This is a genomic window from Corallococcus carmarthensis, assembly GCF_003611695.1.
Lineage (GTDB): Bacteria > Myxococcota > Myxococcia > Myxococcales > Myxococcaceae > Corallococcus > Corallococcus carmarthensis.
The window spans coordinates 37,075-56,747 of record NZ_RAWE01000045.1 but is presented as its reverse complement, the minus strand read 5'-3'; the positions used below and the strand labels follow the sequence as shown (position 1 = coordinate 56,747).

The following is a 19,673-nucleotide window of genomic DNA, read 5'->3' as shown; positions in this document are numbered from 1 at the left end:
CGCGCGGAAGCGTCCAGGGCGTCGACGTCCAACGCGCGCAGGTGCTTCAAGCGCCGCAGGGACTGCGCGTGCACGCGCACCTGGCTGCGACTGGCATGGGCGCGCAAACGCACGCTGTCGATGCCCAACTCCTGCGTGCGCACCAGGCCCTCCTCCACGGCCCAGCGCACCGTCTGCTCCAGGGCCGCTAGGAAGAGGGCGGCATTCTGGGCGCGAAAGCGGTTGAGGACCGCCACGCTGATGCAATGGCCTCCACTGAGCCACCGCAAGGCGCAGTCCGTTTGCAGTGCACGCGCCAGCCGCGTCCCCTGGTGCAGCCCGATGAGGCTGGCGTATAGCCACAGCCCCAGCAGTTGGCGCGGAGCGAACCCATTCTGGCCCAGCGCCGAGAAGTGGGCCTCCACCTGCGTCAACTCGAAGCGCTCCACCACTCGCTGCACCCGTCTGGCCAGATGCTCCCGGGGCACCAGCCGCTCCGCCAGCGCTAGCGCTTCCCTGTCCGGCGCCTTGAAGCGAGGCGTTGGGTCCTTCGGAATGCGCCGCCTCGGCGGCTTCGCTGGCGGGCAGGGGCGTCCTTCTTCCGGCTTCATCTCCTCTCTACCCTCCCCCCAGGACTCCTTATTTCGCGCAACCCTCCAGTCGGACAGGTTTGGACCGCGTCGGGTGGGAGGGGGCCAGCGAGGACATCCGGAGGTTTGGGGCGCGACCTCGCGTCCACTGCGGGGGCCCATTTCCGTGGAAGGGCTCGGTGGTACCGAAGCCGTGGATACATGCCCACTCCCGCATGCGACGTTCCTGGCTCATCGCGCGAAGGCCCGGCTGAAGGCTTCCTTGATTTCGCCACCGTGCAGCAGGCCCTGCTCCAGCAACTCCGGAGTCCATGCCTGCGCGCGACCCAGCAGCCCTTCCACGCCAGGCTCGCCACGCGGGCCGCTCAAGCGCGGGTCCACCGCGTGCATGTCCCCCTTCTCCACGATGATGCGCTGGCCCTCCGGTGACAGCAGCACGTCCACCAGGGCCTTCGCCGCCACCGGGTTCCGAGTCGATGCGAACAGCCCCACCGGGCCCGGGATGACCACCGCGCCATCCTCCGGCCAGACGACCTCGATGGGACTGCCCTTCGCCTTCGCCGCCAGCGCGTTCTCCAGGAGCAGCACGCCCGCGTCCACCTCGCCGCTCTCCACCTTCTGGAGCACCGCCGCGTTGCCGCCCGACACCACCGCGCCCTTTTCCCTCAACCCCGCGAAGTACGCCTCCCCGCGCCGCGCGTGCAGGAACACCGCCCACGTGAACGCGGTGCCCGACGTGAGCGGATCACCGATGGCCGCCCTTCCCTTCCAGCTGCCATCCACCAGCGCCGCGAACGACTTCGGCGCCTCGCCAGCACCCACGCGGTGCACCAGCACCATCGTGGACAGCCGCACCGCCGCGTACCTCGCGTCCAGGTCCATCAACGTGCGTGGGATGCGCAGTGAGTTCACGGACGCGTAGCGCAGGAACGCACCGTCCCGCGCCAGCCGCTCGTACAGGAACGGATCCGACGTCATCAGCACGTCCGCGCGCACCGCACCCGCGGCGCGCTCCGCCTCCAGCCGGCTGGCCACCTTCTCGCTGCCCGCCTGGTACCAGTGCACCTGCACGCCGGGCAGACGCTCCTTCAACAGCGGCTCCAGCGCATCCAGCACGTGCCGGTACATCGACGTGTAGACCCACACCTCGCCGGACGGGGTCGTGGCCTGCGCCACGGCGGCGCCTCCCGACGGCGCGGCGGATTCGATGCGGCACGCGGCCAGGAGGATCAGCGCGAGGAGCGGAGCCACGCGCCGCACAAGGAGGGGGATGCGCATGCGGGTGTCGATTATGCGGCACACGCCCGCCCTGCACACCCACTCCGCAGCGATGGCTCCTGCACATTCGGCCCGCGCGCCCGTTGTCCCCGGCCCTACCCGGTCCCAACGTCGGCCTCCCAGACGCCACCTGTCCCTCTGGAAGGACGCCCTGACATGACCCGGAAGGAATTCCTCGCCGCGACGCTGTCGTTGATGGCCGCCCCGACCGTGTTCGGTGCTCCGCCCGCGAAGGCGAAGAACGCCCCCACCGTGCCCCGCCGCAAGCTGGGCCGCACCGGCCAGGAGGTGTCGTGCGTGGGACTCGGGGGCTTCCACATCGGGAAGCAGAAGGACGAGTCGGAGAGCCTCGCGCTCATCCGGGGCGCGTTGGACCAGGGCATCAACTTCCTGGACAACTGCTGGGACTACAACGACGGCAAGAGCGAGGAGCGCATGGGCAAGGCGCTGCGCGACGGCTACCGCGCCAAGGCCTTCCTGATGACGAAGATCGACGGCCGCGACAAGAAGACCGCCGCGAAGCAGATCGACGAATCCCTCCAGCGCCTCCAGACGGACCACCTGGACCTGCTCCAGCTCCACGAGGTCATCCGCGACAATGATCCGGACCGAGCCTTCGCCGAAGGCGGCGCCATCGAAGCCATGAAGGACGCGCAGAAGGCCGGCAAGGCGCGCTTCCTGGGCTTCACCGGCCACAAGTCCCCGGACATCCACCTGAAGATGCTGGAGACGGCGAAGAAGCACGGCTTCCGCTTCGACACCGTGCAGCTGCCCCTCAACGTGATGGACGCCCACTTCAACAGCTTCGAGAAGCGCGTGCTGCCCGTGCTCGTGAAGGAGGGCATCGGCGTGCTCGCCATGAAGTGCATGGGCGACCCGTTCATCCTCGACAGCAAGACCGTCACCGCGCCGGAATGCCTCCGCTACAACCTGTCCCTGCCCGTCAGCGTCGTCATCACCGGCATCGACTCGCAGGAGCGCCTGCAGCAGGCCCTCACCGCCGCGCGCACCTTCAAGCCCCTGAGCGAGAAGGAAGTGCAGGCCCTGCTCGCCAGGACGAAGGACGCGGCCAGGGACGGCGCCTTCGAGAAGTACAAGACGAGCCACCACTTCGACGGGACCGTCCAGAATCCCCAGTGGCTCGGCTGAGCCGCTTCGTGACTTCCTGGCAAGCCGCGTCAAAACCGGCAAATATGAATGCTCCCCCTTCCCCGGAGCATTCATGCATCGCCCCTTTCGAGCTGGCCTTGTCGCCGCAGGACTCCTGACCACCCTCTCCGGCTGTTCACCGGAGCCGGAAGCCGCCGCCCCGGTGGAGGCGGAAGGCTACGGCCAGACGCAGCAGGGCGAGCGCGCGTACGACCCGGGCGCGGGGTGGTCCCTGTCGTGGCAGGACGACTTCACGGGCACGTCGCTGAACACGGGCGCGTGGAACGTGCTGACGAGCAACTGGGATCCGCTGCTCAACAACTGCAACTTCGGCACGGGTGAGCTGGAGTTCCCGCGCGCGCAGAACGTGACGGTGGGCAACGGCAAGCTGGTCATCACGGCGGAGCGCACGGGGGACAACCCCACGGACTCGCACTGCCCTGGCAACTACCGCTCGTTCTATTCCGGCCGCATCCACACCAAGGGCAAGGTGGAGGGGCGCTACGGAAAGATTGTGGCGAGCATCAAGATTCCGCCGGGCTACGGCATGTGGCCGGCGTTCTGGACGCTGGGCGCGAACGTGCAGAGCGCGGGCTGGCCGGGCGCGGGAGAGATCGACATCCTGGAGTGGAAGTCCACGGAGCCCACGTGGATGAAGTCCGCGCTGCATTGGTACAACGGCGGCAACGCGGACTGGGGCACGGGCGCGAGCCGCGGCGTGGACCTGTCGCAGGACTTCCACACGTATGAAGTGGAGTGGACGGCGAACAGCATGGTGTTCCGCCTGGACAAGGACTTCGTGTCCACGGCGACGTTCAACCACAACGAGACGGAGTTCCAGCAGAACCACTACCTCATCCTGAACCTGGCGCTGGGCGGCGTCTGGTACGGCAATCCAGCACCTGCCTCCATCGACCTGCCCTTTGGCGCCAGGAAGACGATGGAGGTGGAGTGGGTGCGCTGGTACCAGCCGGGCGGCTCGCAGTCGCTGGGGCTCACCAACGCGGGCTTCGAGAGCGGCATGACGGGCTGGAACACCTGGAGCCCGAACGGCACGGCGGCGGCGGCGTTCTCGGAGACGTACAACGGCGGGCACTCGGGCAGCTTCCACCTGACGCACTGGACGTCGGCGGCGGCGTACGAGGCGTGGACGTACCAGACGAAGACGGGCCTGGCGTCGGGCAACTACAAGCTGCGCGCCTGGTTCCGCAAGGGCGGCACGTTCGACTTCGCGCGCTTCCAGGTGAAGACCTGCGGTGATTGCGCCGCGGCCATCACCAACCTGGGCACCTACGGCAACTACACGCTGCTGGAGACGCCAGCCGTCAACGTCACCAACGGCTATCTGGAGTTCGGCCTGCACAGCAAGTCGCCCGCCCACAACGGCTCCAACTTCATCCACATGGATGACGTGGAGCTGATCAAGCTGTAGGCCCCGGCTGTCTTCAACGCGCGCGCCGGGGCAGGCACCGGCGCGCGCGGCGTCAGTCCTCCGGATGGCGGCCAGACTTCCTGAACTCTCTTCCCTCTCCATGCCAGAAATACAAGATTAGTCTGGACTACTGGACTTCGCGGTAGTATCTGCGCGCCACAACTCGAGGCCGGGCCGGGGGCGGCCATGGCTCGGGTTGCGAGGTCCGAGGGGGAATTCGCAAGCATGCACACCGAAGTCGCGGTCCTGAAGCTGAGTCCTTCCCAGGCGGAATCCCTGCATCACCACGCCGTGCAACTGGCACGTGCCGGCGGGCCGCAGTGCGCGGGGATTCGTGAACGCGCCGAAGCCCACGCCCACGTGCTGCGCGACATGCTGGACTCCGAGCAGCGCGCCGTGGTCGATGGCTATGCCAGCAATCGCATCACCCTGCTGGTCGTCGAGGGCATGCTCGAAGTGGGCGATGGCGTCCCCGAGGCGCGGCCTTCACTCGAGGCGTTGAAGATGGATCTCGACTGCCTGGTGCTCGCGTCGCGCAGCCAGCTTTTGTTGAACCTCGCTGGCAATCGCGCCTTCGCATACGATCTGGACTACAACGAAATGGTGCGCCTCGTCGGCAACTTCAAGGGCGGCGGGCAGCACAAGATTCCCGAGGAGCCCGCGCCCGAGGACGTGGAGGTTTCATCACACTCCGGTCTTGCGCTCGGCGCGCACACCGAGCCGCCGCACTACTGCTCGTTCCAAGCGACGGAGCGGCATTCACCGGCGCCCTCGACGTTGATCCTGACGGCGCGGTGGAATCCGCTCCAGGAGCCGACCCAGGTCATCCCGATCACGCCCGTGCTGAAGGCACTCGGCGAGCCGGTGGTCGACGCGCTGACCCGGAAGCACTATCAGTTCACCCGGCCCAACTCCTACGTGCCCGGCGACGAGGATGGCCGTCATGTCTCCATCGTGGACTACAACAACCACGGTGACTTCGCGTTCCGGTTCAGCGCCTATCGCTTCTCCGCGTGCGACGGGGTGCCGGAGAACTCACGGCGTGCCATTGACGCGCTACAGGCTGGCATCACGAACGCGGAGCGGCTCCAGGTGACCCTGGACTCCAGCAAGGCCATCCTCATCAACAACACCAAGGCCCTGCACTGCCGCGACATCATCAAGGACAACCGGCGGATCCTCGTGCGACTGTTCGGCTACAACCGCTTCTCCACCGCCATCGTCCAGTCGACCGACCCGATGTTGGTCAAGGCCTGACCCCGGCGACGCCATGCCCCGACTCGATCATCTCTCCGTCATCGCACCCTCGCTCGTCGAAGGCATCGCTCACCTCCAAGAGTGCCTGGGCATCGACATCCCCTTCGGCCGCAAGCACCCCCACATGGGCACGCACAATCACCTGCTCCAGCTGGGTGAGGCCGCCTATCTCGAAGTGATTGCCATCGACGAGGAGGCGCCGGCCGTCCCGGGCCCCAGGTGGTTCGGGCTCGACGACCGCGCGGCGGTGCGCAAGGCGTGGGACGACGGCAAGCGCCTGCGGGGCTGGGTGGCGAGCACCGATCACTTCGCCCAGCGGATGGCCCAACACCCGGGCGTGTTCGGGGAGCCGCGCGAGTTCCACGCCGGGACGTCGAGCTACTTCTTCTCCGTGCCCGTGGACGGCTCACTGCCCATGCAGGGCGTCGTGCCGTCGCTCATCGACCGGAAGGGAAAACGCCCGACGCTCGCGCCCGAGACGCAGCGGGGCTGCGAGTTGGTGGCGTTCACGCTCGAGCACCCGGACACCGCGCGCATCGCCCGGCTTTACGAGGCGCTCGGAGTCTCGGGCGCGCCCGCCGTCACGCACGGCGAGGCATTCCGCTATACCGCGACGATCCGCACGCCGTCCGGGATCCGTATCCTGACTTGAACAATGGAGTCCGCGATGTCCAAAGCAAATGGTCCCTTTCAGCAAGACCGTGGCGGCCTGGCGCTGTGTCCGTACGACGCGGAGCTCGACGTGCTGCTGGCCCAGGCCTCGGCCGCCGAGCGTGAGAACATCGCGGCGGCGCAACGCGAGCTGCGCGGCGTGGCGCTCGCCAAAGGGCTCCAGTTCGACGCCAATCACGCGTATCCGGTGTGCCTGCGCCCGACCATCATCGACGCCGACTGGGCTGAGCAGCTGAAGTCCGCGGGCGAGCGCTTCATCCGCGTGTTCGACAACGTGCTCGAGCTGTACCGCCATGACGCCGAGGTCCGGAAGCTCTATCGCGGCTATGAGCCGGTGCGGGACCTCCTGCTGGCGGCGCCCGCGTTCCGGCCGCTCACGCGCATCTGCCGCTTCGACGGCCTGGTCGCGCCGGATGGCCGCTATCTGATTCTGGAGACCAACACCGACTGTCCCGCGAACCTGTTCGCCTCCGGGATGGCGACGCGGCTGTGGCGCTCGCTGCCCAATCCCATCCTGGCCGCGTGGGGCCGCGACGTCGAACTGGTCCCCCAGCCCATCGTCGAGACGCGCAACCTGTTCATCTCGGAGATGCTGGACACGTATCGCGCGGACAAGGGCCGGGACCCGAGCGAGGTCCGCATCGTCAACTACAACGGCCGCTTCACCAGCGAGACCGACCTCATCATCCAGGGTTTCGGCGAGCGCGGCATCCACTGCGAGTTCATCGACCTGCGCGAGCTTGAGCGCGGCGCGGGCTGCGTGACCCACCGGGGGACGCGCATCGACCTCGTCTACAACAAGTGGGACCTGCGCGACCTCGTCCAGTGTCCCGACGCAGAGCACTACCTCCGCGCGGTGGCCGCTGGCGACGTGGTCAGCGTGAACCCGCTGGCCTGCCAGTGGATCTACGCCGACAAGTCGATTCTCGCGCTCTTGAGCGACCCGCGGTTCGGCGACCACTTCTCGCCGGCGGACCGGCGGATGTTCCAGCGCCACGTGCCGTGGACGCGCGTCGTGGCACCCGGGCGCTCCATCTCCATGGAAGGCGAGCAGGTGGACCTGTGCGACTACCTCAAGCGCCACCGGACCCGCTTCCTGCTCAAGCCGACCAACGCCACGTGGGGCGACGGCATCGTGATTGGCAACAAGGTCCAGGACGCGGACTGGCAGCGCGCCGTGGATGCCGCGGCGTCCAACTCCGCGTTCGTCGCCCAGGAGTACATCCAGGGCCACGTCGTCCACTGTCCGGACCCGGCCACGGGCGAAATCACGCCGCGGATCGCCGACCTCAACACCTTCATCTTCGGCGGCAAGGCGGTGGGCTTCTTGTCGCGCGCCAACCAGAGCCCCATCATGAGCCTCTACAAGGGCGGCGCGATGCTGCCGGTCATGGTCGCGCGCCATTAGTGCCATGAGTCCATCCTCCTCGGACGCCGCCGCGTGGCGGAGCATCTTCACGATTTCGTTCCTGGTCGGCATGTTCGCCGTCGCGGTGGGCGGCACGCCCGTGCTGCTCGGCGTGTTGCTGTCCCGCCAGGGCGTCGCCGACAGCGTGATTGGCATCTCCGCGGCGTGCAGCCCGCTGGGGCTGATTGCCTCGTCGTTCGTGATTCCATGGGCGGCCGAGCGGTTCGGCGCCGTGCGCATCGGCGTCGCGAGCTGCATGCTCGGCCTGACAGCGATGGCGTCGATGGCGCTCGTGCCCGAGCCCCTCCTGTGGATTGCCGCGCGCCTGCTGTGGGGGCTGGCGGTGGGCGGCTTCTACATCGTCAACAAGGCGTGGCTCGCGCAGCTCACGCCGTCGGGGCGCCGCGGCCGGGTGTTCGGCATCTACACGTCGTTCCTGTCGGCGGGCTTCGCGTGCGGCCCGCTGCTGGTGTCGCTGGCGGACTTCCGCTCGCCGCATTGCTTCGCGATGCTCGGCGCGGCGTTCGTCGCGTGTGCGCTGGGGGTGCTGCTCGTCAGCAAGCAACTGCCGGACTTCCACGGCACGGGGCGCGCACCGGTGCTCGGAGCGGTTCCGTTGATTCCCGCGGCGTTGCTCGCGGCCGCGTCGTTCGGCGCGTTCGACCACGCGTCCCTGGCGTTCCTGCCCAAGTTCGGGGCGGTCCATGGCACGAGCACCGCGGTCATGGGCATCGGCCTCAGCGTGCTGAACGTCGGCAACGTGCTGTTGCAGCCGCCCATTGGCTGGGCGTCCGACCGCTGGGGCCGGCGCCCGGTGATGATGGGCTGCGCGTTGCTCACCGTTGTCGGCGGCGGCGTTCTGCCGTGGGTCATCGGCGCGTCGACGCCGCTGCTGTATTTGTTCCTGTTCGTCTGGGGCGCTTGTGCCTATGGCACGACGACGGTGGCGCTGGCGTCCATCGGTGACCGCTTCACCGGCGCACAGCTCCTGAGCTGCAGCGCCGCGATGACGATGGCGGGCGGCGCCGGTGGGGTCGCCGGTTCGTCGGCCATTGGCGTGCTACAGGATGCGTTCGGCACCCAGGCTTTGCCGCGCGCGCTCATCCTCATCTTCCTGGCTTTGGCCGTGGTCGCGGCGCGCTCGATGCGCGGCAGCACTCCGGACGCGCTTCCCGACGCCGCCACCACCCGGTAGGAGTCAGCCTGCGCGCGCCGGAGCAGGCACCGGCGCGCGCCATTGCAACCCACCCGCCTCCGAAATGCCTCGCATTGATGAATAGCCAACCACAAACAAGAATAAGCAGATTTTCGTGGAAGACGATTAAATCTTCCTCTAGGGTCATTGCGGGCGCGGGGGGCTCCAGCCGCTGTCAGCGCCTACTCAACGCAAGACCAGGAGGCTCACGATGAAGGGCATGTACATCCGTACGGCTTTGGGCGCGGTCGCTGCTGCTCTGGTTGGCTTGACCGGCGCTCCTGCCTTCGCAGCGAGCGGCTGTGCGTACACGACGGACGCGGGCACCACCGCGGGCAAGACCTGCTTCGACGACGGTGGCGACATCTACACTGTGTACGACCTGGACTCCGACAACGAGGGCGTCGTCGGCTGGATCGAGGTCAAGCAGGCGGACGGGTCGTGGAAGGCCTACGCGCGCGTCTACGTCGGGACCGGGTACAACACGCACAAGGGCAACAACGTGGACGTCACCCGTGAGAGCGCGCAGCTCAAGATCGTGGCCTGTCGGCAGAACGGCTCCGGCGGCACTCCGTACTCGTGTGGTACGGCGATCATCGCTGGCGGCTGACGCGCAAATGAACAAGCCAGCCACCTCTCTTGCGAGGTGGCTGGCCAGTGTCACGGCTCCCGAGGCAGTCCGCTACGGCACGAGCACGAAGTCGTCCACGTACAGCGTGCCCTGATCCGAACCGGAGTCGTCCATCACGTAGAAGTCATCCACCGTGCCGGACGTCGCGCCCAGGGTGCTCAGCGGAATGGAGACCTTCTGCCAGGTCCCCGCCGTGATGGGGTGTCCCAGCGCCGTCGCCAGGTTGATGCTGCCCAGCGGCGTGCCGCCGTTGTAGAGCGCCAGTCGCACCTGCTGCCCACCCGTCGTGCCTCCGTGCACCCAGAGGTCGACGGACTGATACAGCGACAGGTCCAGGCCCGTGTGGTGGAACATCAGCGCCTCCCAGTAATCCGGCTCGAAGCTGACCGCCGTGGACCCGGAGTGCACCGTGACGGCCTGGTCCAGGTCGTGCGTCGCCCAGCTCCAGTCCTGGAAGCCACTGCCCATCGCGTCGTCGTAGACGACCGTGCCCACGGAAGGCGGCGGCTCCGTGAGGCCATCCGTCAACGCAAGCCCCTGCTCCACCGTCACGGTGCGGATGCCCGTCGACTGCACGTAGTTGAGGATGTTCGTGAAGTTGGTCGTCTTGTACTGCGTCTCCCGCGTGGGCGTGCCGCTGGTGAACTCGTGGAAGAGGATGATGAGCCAGCTCTTCTCCGCGATGGCCTGGTTGATCCACCCCTTCACCTGCGCCACCGTCACCGCGCTCGACACGTCGTTGGCGCGCAGCTCGTAGATGACCGTGTCCTTGAAGTTGCGCCCCGCGTTGATGGTGCGGTGGCTGGCGTACTCCGGCTTCAACGCCGTCATCACCGTCGCGTTGTACGCGCCGTAGGGTGACGCGAAGTCCTTGCCGCACGCCGCCCCCACGTTCGTCTGCAGCCACGTGCGCGAGTCGTGCAGCTCCGACGTCAGCTGCGTGGGCGTCAGCGTGGTCAGGTCCGAGTGCGTGCGCGTGTGGCTGGCGATCTCGTTGCCCTCCGCCTTGAGCGTCTGCACCTGCGCGAGGCTCATGTAGCCGCCCCAACTCTGGGCGATGGCATCGGTCACCAGGTAGTACGTGGCGGGGATGCTCCGCGACTTGAGCGCCGGCCGCGCCAGCGTGTACTGCGTGCTCCAGCCGTCATCCAACGTGATGGAGACCATCCCTTCCGCGAACGGCGACGCGGCAAGGGCCGAGGAAGTGCAAAGCAACGCCGCGGCGCCGAGCGCGCGGGAACTCCAATTCATCCAGGTCATGACCGGGTATTCCCCCTGTGAGGAGTTCCCAGGATAAGCGAAACCCATGACGCCGCTTCCCGGACGCCCGCCCATGACTCGCGTGCTAGAAGTCGGCCCGCCCATGAGTCTCTTCCGCCTCCCCTCTCTGCTCTGCGTGGTGCTCGCGCTCGCCGCGGGCTGTCAGCGTTCGGCGCCTCCCCCGGAGACCCAGGCGCGGCGGATCGTCTCGCTGTCTCCCTCCGTCACGGAGACGCTGTTCGCCCTGGGCGCGGGCGCGGAGATCGTGGGCGTGTCCGACTACACCGCCCTGCCCGAAGGCACACCCGCCCTGCCCAAGGTAGGCACCACGTTCGCGCCCAACTTCGAAGCCATCGCGAAGCTCAAGCCGACGCTGCTCGTGGATCAGCAGGTGAAGCAGGCCCCGGCGGAGGCGCTCTCCGCGCTCGCGCCGCTGAAGGTGCTGCCCTGGACGTCACTCCAGGAGGTGGTGGACAGCGTGAAGGAGCTGGGCCGCCTGAGCGGACGTGAACCCCAGGCCACCGCGCTGGCGGAGAAGATGAACCGCACGCTGTCGCGCCCCGCGCCGAAGGACGCCCACCGCGTGCTGCTGGTGCTGGGCGACGTCGCGGGCACGCTGTCGGAGGTCTGGTACATGAAGCGCGCGTCGCTGCACGGCGCCGCGCTGGAGGCGGCGGGGGCTCGCAACGCCGTCGCTGACGAGCGCTCCGGTCCTCCCAACCTGTCGCTGGAGGGCGTCATCGCGCTGGATCCGGACGCGGTGCTGGTGCTCATCAACGTGCCGGCCCTGGACGCCGCTCGGCAGGCGCAGGCCCTGGCCCCGTGGAAGCAGCTCACCGGCCTGCGCGCGGCGCGGGAGGACCGGGTGCGGCTGGTCATCGGTTCCGACGTGCAGTCCACCGGGCCCGCCATCCTTGACGTCGTCGAGCGGCTTCGCGCCGCGCTGGGCACCCTGCCCTCCCCGCGATGACGGCCGGCCTGACGCTGGACGCGGTGACGGTGCGGGCGCGGGGACGGACGCTGCTGGACAGCGTCTCCCTGCACGTGGCCCCGGGAGAGTTCGTCGCCATCGTCGGGCCCAACGGCGCGGGCAAGTCCACGCTCCTGCGCGTGGCGCTGGGGCTGCTGCGTCCGGACTCGGGACATGCGTTCGTGGACGGGCAGGACGTGTCGAGCCTTGTCCCCCGGGAGCGCGCGGCGCGGCTCGCGTGGCTGCCCCAGCGGTTGGAAGCGGCGGAGCCCATCACCGCGCTGGAGCAGGTCGTCTCCGCGCGCTACCGCTTCCCCGAATCCCGCCGCGCCTCAGAGACGGCGGCGCACAAGGCCCTGGCGGAAGCAGGCGCCGGGTCCTTCGCCCTGCGCCCCATCACGGAGCTGTCCGGCGGCGAGCGGCAGCGCGTGGCGGTCGCGGGACTGCTCGCGCAGGAGACACCGCTGGTGCTGCTGGACGAGCCCGCCAACTTCCTGGACCCCGCGCAACAACTGGAGCTCTACATGCGCATGGGCCACCTCTGGCGAGCAGGGCGCGGCATCCTCTGCGTCACCCACGACGTCAACGTGCTCACGCACGCCCATGCTCCGGGCACGCGGGCCCCCCGCGTCGTGGGCCTGTTCCAGGGCCGCGTGGCGTTCGAGCGGGCCCACGACGCCCCCGAACTGGGCGAACACCTGGGCGAGCTGTTCGGCGTGCGCATGCACGCGACGGCCGTGGACGGACACCGCGTCTTCGTGAGCCTGCCCCGGAGCGGAGGCGCCGCGTGAAGGTCTGGCTCCTGCTGGCGGTGTGCCTGGCCGCGTGCGCGGTGGCGCCGTTCATCGGCCCGGGGTTCGCCCCCGGCACGGCGGACTTCGTCTTCTGGCAGCTGCGCGTGCCCCGCACGCTGATGGCGATGCTGGTGGGCGGCACGCTGTCGCTGGTGGGCGCGGTGTACCAGTCCCTCTTCGCGAACCCGCTGGCCGCGCCCAGCACCGTGGGCACCACGGCCGGGGCGACCCTGGGCGCGCTGGTGGCCATCATCCTGGGGGCCCGGCTTGCTCCAGGCGGACTGCCGCTCATCACCGCCGCGGCCTTCGTGGGGGCGCTCGGCGTCAGCCTGGTGGTGGCCGCCATCGCCGCGGGCCGCCGCGTACGGATGAACGACGTGGTGCTGGCCGGCATCGCCTGCTCCATGGCGGCGGGCGCCATCTCCACCGGGTTGCAGTTCACCGCGGACTCCGCGGAGCTCATGGCCGCCATGCGCTGGTCCCTGGGCCACCTGCCGCAGGTGGGCTACTCGGGCGTGCTGCTCCTCACGCCGTTCGCGGCCGTCACCGTCGTGGGGCTGCTGGCCCTCACCCGCGCACTGGAGGTGTTCATCGCCGGCGAGGAGCACGCGGAGTCCCAGGGCGTCCCCGTCCGCCGCGTGCGCACGGTGGCCATCGGCCTGGGGGCGCTGGGCGTGGCCGCCTGCGTCGCGTGGTGTGGCCCCATCGCCTTCGTGGAGCTCATCGTCCCGCACCTGGTGCGCCGGACGCTGGGCGTGAGCCGCCGCGTGCTGCTGCCTGGCTCCGTGGTGGTGGGGGCCGCCTTCCTCGCGTTGTGCGATGCGTCGGCGCGGGTGATCCTCCCCGGGCGTGAATTGCCCGTGGGAGTGGTGACAGCCGCCCTGGGCGCGCCCCTGCTCGTCTCCCTGGTCGCGCGCGCTCGCTCCTGAAGCGCCCCGCCGGACGGGGGCGGCCGAGCCTTCAGGACGGGGGGTTCACGAGACGAGTTCGGGTATATTCCGCGCCGCGTGGGGCCCCCGCTGGGACGTGCCCCTGGAACTTCACGAAAGGCTTTGGGCATGAAGCGGCTGGGTAGCGTGGGTTTGATGCTGGGTGTGCTGACCCTCGGCGGGTCCTTCGGCTGTGGCGACGAGAAGGCGGAGAAGGCCAAGGAGCACCGGGTCAAGGGCACCAACTTCCTCGCCGACAAGAAGTACGCGGAGTCGGTGAAGGAGTACGAGGAGTCGCTGAAGATCGACCCGACCCAGGAGAAGGTCTGGGAGCGGAAGGCCTATGCGCACCTGCAGGCGGGCCAGACGGACCAGGCCGCGGAGTCCGCGCTGAAGCTGGTGGAGTTCGCGAAGACGCCCAACGACAAGGCCGAGGCCTACCGCAACGTCGCGGCGATGTACGCGAAGAACGGCCCGCTGGAGAAGGCGGAGCAGTACTTCCAGGAGTGCCTCAAGATCAACCCGAAGGACACCGACGCGCTCAGCTGGATCGCGGAGGTGCACGCGCAGCGCGGTGGCGCCCGCTCCATGTCCGCTCCCGCGGTCCCCACGGAGCTGGATCTCGCGCTGAAGACGTATGACCAGGTCATCGCCATCAACCCGGACCTGCCCAACACGTACCTCAACAAGCGCATCGTGATGTTCAAGTACATCGAGCACGAGAAGGCGCTGCAGCAGGCCGCCGATCAGGAGGCCGTCGAGGCCGCCACGCCGCCCAAGCCGGAGAAGGGCAAGAAGCCCGTCGTGGATCCGCAGGCCGCGGAGCGCGTCGCCGCCGCCAAGGCCAGCTCCGCCGCGCACGCCAAGCGCATCGAGGAGCTGACGGCCCAGGCCAACGAGTCGACCAAGCAGTTCGGCGAGGCGACCAAGCGCGCCAAGGCCGCGCAGGCCTCCAACAAGTAGTCCCGGCGCGGGGGACGGGGCCTAACGCCGGCCTCGTCCTCCCCCGAAGAGGGCCAGCAGGATGCCGCCCACGAGCGCGGCGCCGCCGCCCGCGACGTAGAGCGTGGTCTGTTCGGTGTTGCGGCCGGTGATGAGCTCCGTGGCGCGTTCGGTGAGCGAGTCCCGCGCCTTGAGCCCGGTGAACAGCAGCACTCCGCCCGCCACCGCGAGCATCAACCCCACGATTCGCACAGCACCCACACGGCCTCCTTGATTGGAATGGCGGCGAGGCCGGAAGGCCCGGCCCCACCCTCAGCGCTTGCGCTTGCCCGGAGCTCCGCGCCCCGGCGTCTTGCCCGCGCCCTTCGACCCACCGGACTTCTTCCCCGACGGTGCCTTCTTCGAGGGCTTCGCACGGGAGCTCGCGCCCGAGGCCGCCTTGCGGACCTTCTTGGACGCGCCGCCCGGAGCCGCCCCCGTGGAGAGCTGACCCCGCTGCGCCGCCAGCGCGCGGATCCGGTCGAAGCCCGGGTGCGGTGAAGCCGCCGGCGCGCTGTCGTCGGCGTCAAAGGACGGCGGCGTGAAGTCCTCGCGAGGCGCCTTCGCCCGCGAAGCAGGTTCCTCGCCGGAACGCCCGGCGTTGAAGTCCTCACGCGGCGCTCGGGCTTCTTCCGGAGGGCCGGCTTCGGCGCCCTCATCGGATGCGGGGAGCGTGGGGCGGATGACCTTGCGCTTGCCCTTGGCCGGGGTGGCCGGCTCCGCCTTCGGCGCGGGGGCTTCCTCGGGCCGGGCGCGCAGGAAGCGGGAGGTGGAGCGGGCGGGAGCGGCCTCCTCGCGGCGCCCTTCCCGGCTGAACCGTCCACGCGGACGCGGGCGGGCCGCCTCTTCCTCCGAAGCTTCGCTGCCGTATCCGGAGAGCGCCGCGGCATCCTCCGTCGCGATCTCCTCGGCCGCGGGCGGCTCCCACGCCTTCACACCGAACGGCGTCTCCTCCGCCTCCGCGAGCGACTTCCACTGCTCCGCGTCCGGCGTCTCCTCCGCCGCGGGCTTCCGCCACGGCGTGCGGCCCGTCTTCACGGCTTCGCGCTCGCGGCCTCCGGGCCTGCCACCCGTGTGACGGCCCGGCGCCTCGGTGACGGCCTCGCGGCGGCGCATCGGCGGCCGCGCTCCGGTGGTGCGCTGGAGCGGGGCCTCATCCGCGAACTGGAGCGCCTCGAAGTCGATCTTCCGCGACGTCGTGTTCGCGGACAGCAGCCGCACGCGCAGCTTCTGCCCCACGCGCACGCGCCGGCCATTCGCATACACGAGCGAGTGCGTGCGCTTGTCCAGCTTGGAGCCCGGCCCCAGCGTCTCCGCCTTCACCAGGCCCTCGACGTGGACCTCGTCCAGCTCCACGAAGAAGCCGAACTCGGCGATGCCCGCCACCGTCGCGTCGAACTCCTCGCCCACGCGGTCCTTCATCATCAGGGCCGCGTAGAACGCCACCACCTCGCGCTCCACCGTCATGGCCGCGCGCTCGCGCTCCGAGCACTGCTGCGCCATGCCCTCCAGCCGCTCCTCCTCGCGCTCCAGATGCGCTTCCGAGGGCCGCTTGCCCTTGCGCGCCCACACCGCCTTCAGGATGCGGTGCACCAGCAGGTCCGGATACCGCCGGATGGGCGAAGTGAAGTGCAGGTAGTTCTCCGCCGCGAGCCCGTAGTGGCCCACGCGCGTCGACGTGTAGACGGCCTGCATCATGGAGCGCAGCAGCAGCTGGTTCAGGGCCCGCTGCTCCGGGTGCCCCTCCAGCTGCGTGATGAACGCGTCCAGTTCCTTGGACGACACGCCGTCTTCCACGTCGAGCTGGAAGCCGTACGCCTCCGCCAGCACCGCGAACGCCGCCAGCTTCTGCGGATCCGGCTCGCCGTGGAACCGGTACACCGTGGGCAGGCCCTCGTCCTGGAAGTACGTGGCCACCGCCTCGTTCGCGGCCAGCATGCACTCCTCGATGAGCCGGTGGCTGTCCTTGCGCTCGCGCTTCTCCATGCGCTGCGGCAGGCCATCCTCGCCCAGCAACACCTTGTGCTCGGGCACGTCGAAGTCGATGGCGCCTCGCGCCTTGCGCATGGCCATCAGCGAGCGCGCCAGCGCCATCAATTGCTCGAACTGGGGCTTGAGGAAGTTCCGGTGCGGCACGTCCGTGCCGTCCAGGACGTCCTGCACCTCGTTGTACGTGCAGCGCGCCACGCTGCGCATCACCGCCGGGTACAGCTCATGCGAGCGCCGCTGGCCCTGACGGTCGAACGTCATGTCCGCGACCATGCACAGGCGGTCCTCGTCCGGGCGCAGCGAACAGATGCCGTTGGACAGCCGCTCCGGCAGCATGGGCAGCACGCGGTCCGGCAGGTACACGGACGTGGCGCGGTTGAGCGCCTCCGCGTCCAGCGCGCTGCGCTCCTTCACGTAGTGCGACACGTCCGCGATGGCCACCACCAGCCGCCAGCCCCCGGCCCGCGGCTCCGCGTAGACCGCGTCGTCGAAGTCGCGCGCGTCCTCGCCGTCGATGGTGATGAGCGGCATCGAGCGCAGGTCGCGGCGGTTGCCCTCCGTGGCCTCCGCCTCCGTGACCTTCACCGCGAACGCGTCCGCCTCGTCCATCACCTCCGGCGGGAACTCGTCGGAGAAACCATGCGCGAAGGCCGAACCCAGCACCTCCGCGCTCGGATCACCCGGCCGCCCCAGGGAGCCGGCCACTTCACCGAACAGCCCCTGCCCGGGCTCCAGGAGGTCCGCGCCCACGCCCAGCCGCACCTTCACCAGGTCGCCGTCGCGCGCCATCTGCGTCGGCGGCACGCGGATGGGGCCCGGCAGGTTCGCGTCCGTGGTCATCACCAGCGAGTGCCGGCCCTGCGCCACGTACGTGCCCACCGCCAGCTCACGCCGCCGGCTGAGCACGCGCACCAGGCGGCCTTCGAAGCGGCCCGGCCGTCCCGCCACCTCCACGACGACGCGGTCGTTGTCGAGCGCCCGCTGCGCCTCGCCGGGCGGCAGGAAGATGTTCTCCCCCTCGCCCGTCACCGGGTGCACGAAGCCGAAGCCGTCCCGGTGCATGTGGAGGATGCCCTCCACCGCGGGCTGGCCGGAGTCCTCGAAGCGGTCGTCCCGCGAGCCGCGCTGCAACGAGCGCCGGAAGTCGCCGCCGCGGAAGCCCTGACGGTCGTCCCGGAAGCCGCCCCCGCGCTCCTCGCGCCCGCTGCCCGGCGTGGGGCCCCGCTTCTTGAAGGGAGGCGCGGAGGGTTCGCGGCGAGCCTCGACGCCAGCCTCGGGCGCCCGTGGCGTGCGCGGGCCTTCCAGCCGGAACCGCTTGCCGTCCTTGACGATGATGCCCGCGCGCACCAGTTCCCGCAGGGCGCGCTTGAGTTCGGTCTGCTGGCCGGGGTTCAGCCCCGCGACGCGAAGGAGCTCCTTCACGCCCAGGGGGTGATCGGCTTCGGCGAGCAGCTGTCGGATGTGGTCTTGGGAGAGGCTCACGGTGGGGATGCGGCAAGGCCGCTGAGGGAACGGGTAAGCCCGAAGGGTGCGGGCGGGAACCCCCCGGCCCCCATTCGCCCTCCCTGGCGGACCTTGCGGTCCAGGGAGGGCCCGTGCGCCCAAGCCGTCAGGGCTTGACCGTGACGTTGATCTTGAAGGAGCGCTCCACCACGCCCGGCGTGAACGCCTTGGCGAGGAAGAACTCCATTTCGAAGCTGCCGGGGTTGCGCGGCGTGAAGAAGAACTCGCGCGTGGCCGGGCTGCCGTTGGGACCCGGCTCGAAGTTGGCCTCGCGCAGACCCACGCGCTTGGCCAGCGTGGGCTCGATGGCCCAGGTGGCGCCGGGCTGCTCCTGCAGGCGCACGGTGAGGCCGTGGTTGAGCTTCACGTCCACGGACGTGGGCACCTCGCCCTCGATGTGGACCAGCTCCATCTCATCGCGCGACACCGAGCGGGCCTCGGACGGACGCGGCTCCACGGTCTCCGCGGTGATGCGGCCACCCCAGCCGGACGTCTTGTCCACCACGCCCGTCACCTGGAGCGTCTGCCCCACGTGCTTGCGCAGGCTCTTCACCGCCGCCTTGCCTTCGATGGCGAAGGACACCTGCTGGCGCGTGCCGCCGTTGGAGACGACGAGCACGAAGTCCTCGCCCATCATCTCCAGGTTGCCCCGGATGCTGGCGAAGCCCTTGATGCCGGCGCCCATGCCCGCGGCGATGGCCATGGAGACCTCGCCGGGCGACAGGTAGCGCAGCTTCGGCTCCGTGTCCGCGGGAGGCGGCGCGACCTCTTCCACTTCCGGCTTCTTGGCGGAGTACTTGCGCACCTCCACCACGCCGCTGTGGTTGGTCGTCTTCTTGATGAGCCCGCTCACGGAGACCTTGTGGTCCACGTAGGCCGGCAGGACTTCCTGATCCGGTCCCTGCAAGAGGAACGTCAGCTCGCGCTTGTCGCGGCCAATGACGACCAGGTGGGGCATCTCGCCGCTGAGGATGAGCCGGCCCTTGAGGCTGCCCTCCCCCATCACGCCGCGGCCTTCGCCGGCGGTGAGCAGCTGCTCCATCTCACGCTTCGTGAGCGGCTCGCCCACGGGAGGAAGCTTCGTCGCGCGGGGGCGCGGCTTCTCCACGGCGGGACCGGCGGGGACGACCGACGGGGTCTTGCCCCCCGCCTTGCCAGCCCCCTTCTTCCCGGTGGCGGCGGGCGCGGCGGGCGCACCCTTCGCGGCGGGCGCGGCCTTGCCAGGCTTCGCGGGGGGCGTCGGGGGAGCGGGAGGAGCCGCCTTCGCCGCCGCCTTCTTGGCGGCCACGGGGGCCTTCTCCACCTTCTCCGCCACCGCCTTCTTCGCCGCCGCGACCTTCCCCTTCGCCCCTTCAGCCACCGCCTTGACGACCTTCGTCGCGGCCGTCGCCACCTTCTTCGAGGCGTTCCTGATCAGATCCAGGCGGGCCGCGTTGTCCTTCTTCGCGGCAGGCTTCGCACCGGCTTTTGCAGCGGGAGTCGGCTTCTTCGCCCCGGACTTGGGCTTGGCCATCGACGCTGTCTCCTTGGAAATTTCCCGTGTGCTATCAACGGGTTGGCGGGACGCCCCTGCTGTTGGACGCGAGCCTCGCGAGCACGGTTGCTTGTAACGATGATCAGCTGGGCTGTCAAACTAACACTTGATTTTCCCACGGA

The 19,673-nt window shown here is 69.5% G+C and carries 17 protein-coding genes; 11 read left to right on the top strand and 6 right to left on the bottom strand.

Annotation, left to right across the window (positions count from 1 at the left end; genetic code table 11):
• Together D7X32_RS44980 and D7X32_RS15035 are read right to left on the bottom strand one after the other, a co-directional pair.
• Nucleotides 1–590, bottom strand: a 590-nt coding sequence (locus D7X32_RS44980; RefSeq protein ID WP_208752421.1) for a transposase, incomplete at its 3' end; no start/stop codon positions are given.
• 210 nt (nt 591–800) lie between these two features.
• Entirely contained in the window at nt 801–1,847 is a 1,047-nt protein-coding gene (locus tag D7X32_RS15035; protein ID WP_120603237.1) for an ABC transporter substrate-binding protein, read from the bottom strand.
• Between the two features lie 156 nt (nt 1,848–2,003).
• On the opposite strand from D7X32_RS15035, the gene D7X32_RS15030 reads away from it, so the two are divergent.
• The 7 genes from D7X32_RS15030 (at nt 2,004) to D7X32_RS15000 (ending at nt 9,570) form a co-directional block, all read left to right on the top strand.
• Nucleotides 2,004–2,996: an aldo/keto reductase gene (locus D7X32_RS15030; protein ID WP_120603233.1), complete on the top strand. Its 993-nt coding sequence runs from the start codon at nt 2,004–2,006 to the stop codon at nt 2,994–2,996.
• A gap of 73 nt (nt 2,997–3,069) precedes the next feature.
• Entirely contained in the window at nt 3,070–4,428 is a 1,359-nt protein-coding gene (locus D7X32_RS15025) for a glycoside hydrolase family 16 protein (RefSeq protein ID WP_120603232.1), read from the top strand.
• Between the two features lie 225 nt (nt 4,429–4,653).
• Nucleotides 4,654–5,685, top strand: coding sequence for a hypothetical protein (locus D7X32_RS15020; RefSeq protein WP_120603231.1), 1,032 nt, complete (start codon nt 4,654–4,656; stop codon nt 5,683–5,685).
• A gap of 13 nt (nt 5,686–5,698) precedes the next feature.
• The gene (locus D7X32_RS15015) at nt 5,699–6,337 is read left to right on the top strand and encodes a VOC family protein (protein WP_120603230.1); all 639 of its coding nucleotides are present in this window, start codon (nt 5,699–5,701) and stop codon (nt 6,335–6,337) included.
• A gap of 15 nt (nt 6,338–6,352) precedes the next feature.
• Nucleotides 6,353–7,765: an ATP-grasp domain-containing protein gene (locus D7X32_RS15010; RefSeq protein WP_147450155.1), complete on the top strand. Its 1,413-nt coding sequence runs from the start codon at nt 6,353–6,355 to the stop codon at nt 7,763–7,765.
• Between the two features lie 4 nt (nt 7,766–7,769).
• Nucleotides 7,770–8,960, top strand: a complete 1,191-nt coding sequence (locus D7X32_RS15005; protein WP_120603228.1) for an MFS transporter — start codon at nt 7,770–7,772, stop codon at nt 8,958–8,960.
• Nucleotides 8,961–9,228: 268 nt separating this feature from the next.
• A complete protein-coding gene (locus tag D7X32_RS15000) occupies nt 9,229–9,570 on the top strand; it encodes a hypothetical protein (protein WP_147450154.1) in 342 nt (113 codons plus the stop codon).
• Between the two features lie 72 nt (nt 9,571–9,642).
• Here the strand turns inward: D7X32_RS15000 and D7X32_RS14995 are convergent, their stop codons facing one another.
• Entirely contained in the window at nt 9,643–10,758 is a 1,116-nt protein-coding gene (locus tag D7X32_RS14995) for a polysaccharide deacetylase family protein (RefSeq protein WP_244239020.1), read from the bottom strand.
• Nucleotides 10,759–10,954: 196 nt separating this feature from the next.
• Here D7X32_RS14995 and D7X32_RS14990 point away from each other — a divergent pair, with 196 nt between their 5' ends.
• The 4 genes from D7X32_RS14990 to D7X32_RS14975 all read left to right on the top strand — a co-directional run bounded on the left by D7X32_RS14990 (nt 10,955) and on the right by D7X32_RS14975 (nt 14,507).
• On the top strand, nt 10,955–11,821 hold the full coding sequence (locus D7X32_RS14990; RefSeq protein WP_244239019.1) for an ABC transporter substrate-binding protein: 867 nt from the start codon (nt 10,955–10,957) through the stop codon (nt 11,819–11,821).
• Complete coding sequence (locus D7X32_RS14985) at nt 11,818–12,612, top strand: ABC transporter ATP-binding protein (protein ID WP_120603225.1); 795 nt, start codon at nt 11,818–11,820, stop codon at nt 12,610–12,612. The genes D7X32_RS14990 and D7X32_RS14985 overlap by 4 nt, the downstream gene beginning before the upstream one ends.
• The gene (locus D7X32_RS14980) at nt 12,609–13,544 is read left to right on the top strand and encodes a FecCD family ABC transporter permease (protein WP_120603224.1); all 936 of its coding nucleotides are present in this window, start codon (nt 12,609–12,611) and stop codon (nt 13,542–13,544) included. The genes D7X32_RS14985 and D7X32_RS14980 overlap by 4 nt, the downstream gene beginning before the upstream one ends.
• Nucleotides 13,545–13,673: 129 nt before the next feature.
• Nucleotides 13,674–14,507, top strand: coding sequence for a tetratricopeptide repeat protein (locus tag D7X32_RS14975; RefSeq protein WP_120603223.1), 834 nt, complete (start codon nt 13,674–13,676; stop codon nt 14,505–14,507).
• Between the two features lie 21 nt (nt 14,508–14,528).
• Here D7X32_RS14975 and D7X32_RS14970 read toward each other — a convergent pair whose 3' ends face one another.
• The 3 genes from D7X32_RS14970 to D7X32_RS14960 all read right to left on the bottom strand — a co-directional run bounded on the left by D7X32_RS14970 (nt 14,529) and on the right by D7X32_RS14960 (nt 19,530).
• Nucleotides 14,529–14,747, bottom strand: a complete 219-nt coding sequence (locus D7X32_RS14970; protein ID WP_171415907.1) for a DUF3185 family protein — start codon at nt 14,745–14,747, stop codon at nt 14,529–14,531.
• Nucleotides 14,748–14,798: 51 nt separating this feature from the next.
• Complete coding sequence (gene rnr / locus D7X32_RS14965; RefSeq protein WP_120603222.1) at nt 14,799–17,996, bottom strand: ribonuclease R; 3,198 nt, start codon at nt 17,994–17,996, stop codon at nt 14,799–14,801.
• A gap of 127 nt (nt 17,997–18,123) precedes the next feature.
• Nucleotides 18,124–19,530, bottom strand: coding sequence for a protease inhibitor I42 family protein (locus D7X32_RS14960; protein ID WP_120603221.1), 1,407 nt, complete (start codon nt 19,528–19,530; stop codon nt 18,124–18,126).
• Nucleotides 19,531–19,673 lie beyond the last annotated feature (143 nt).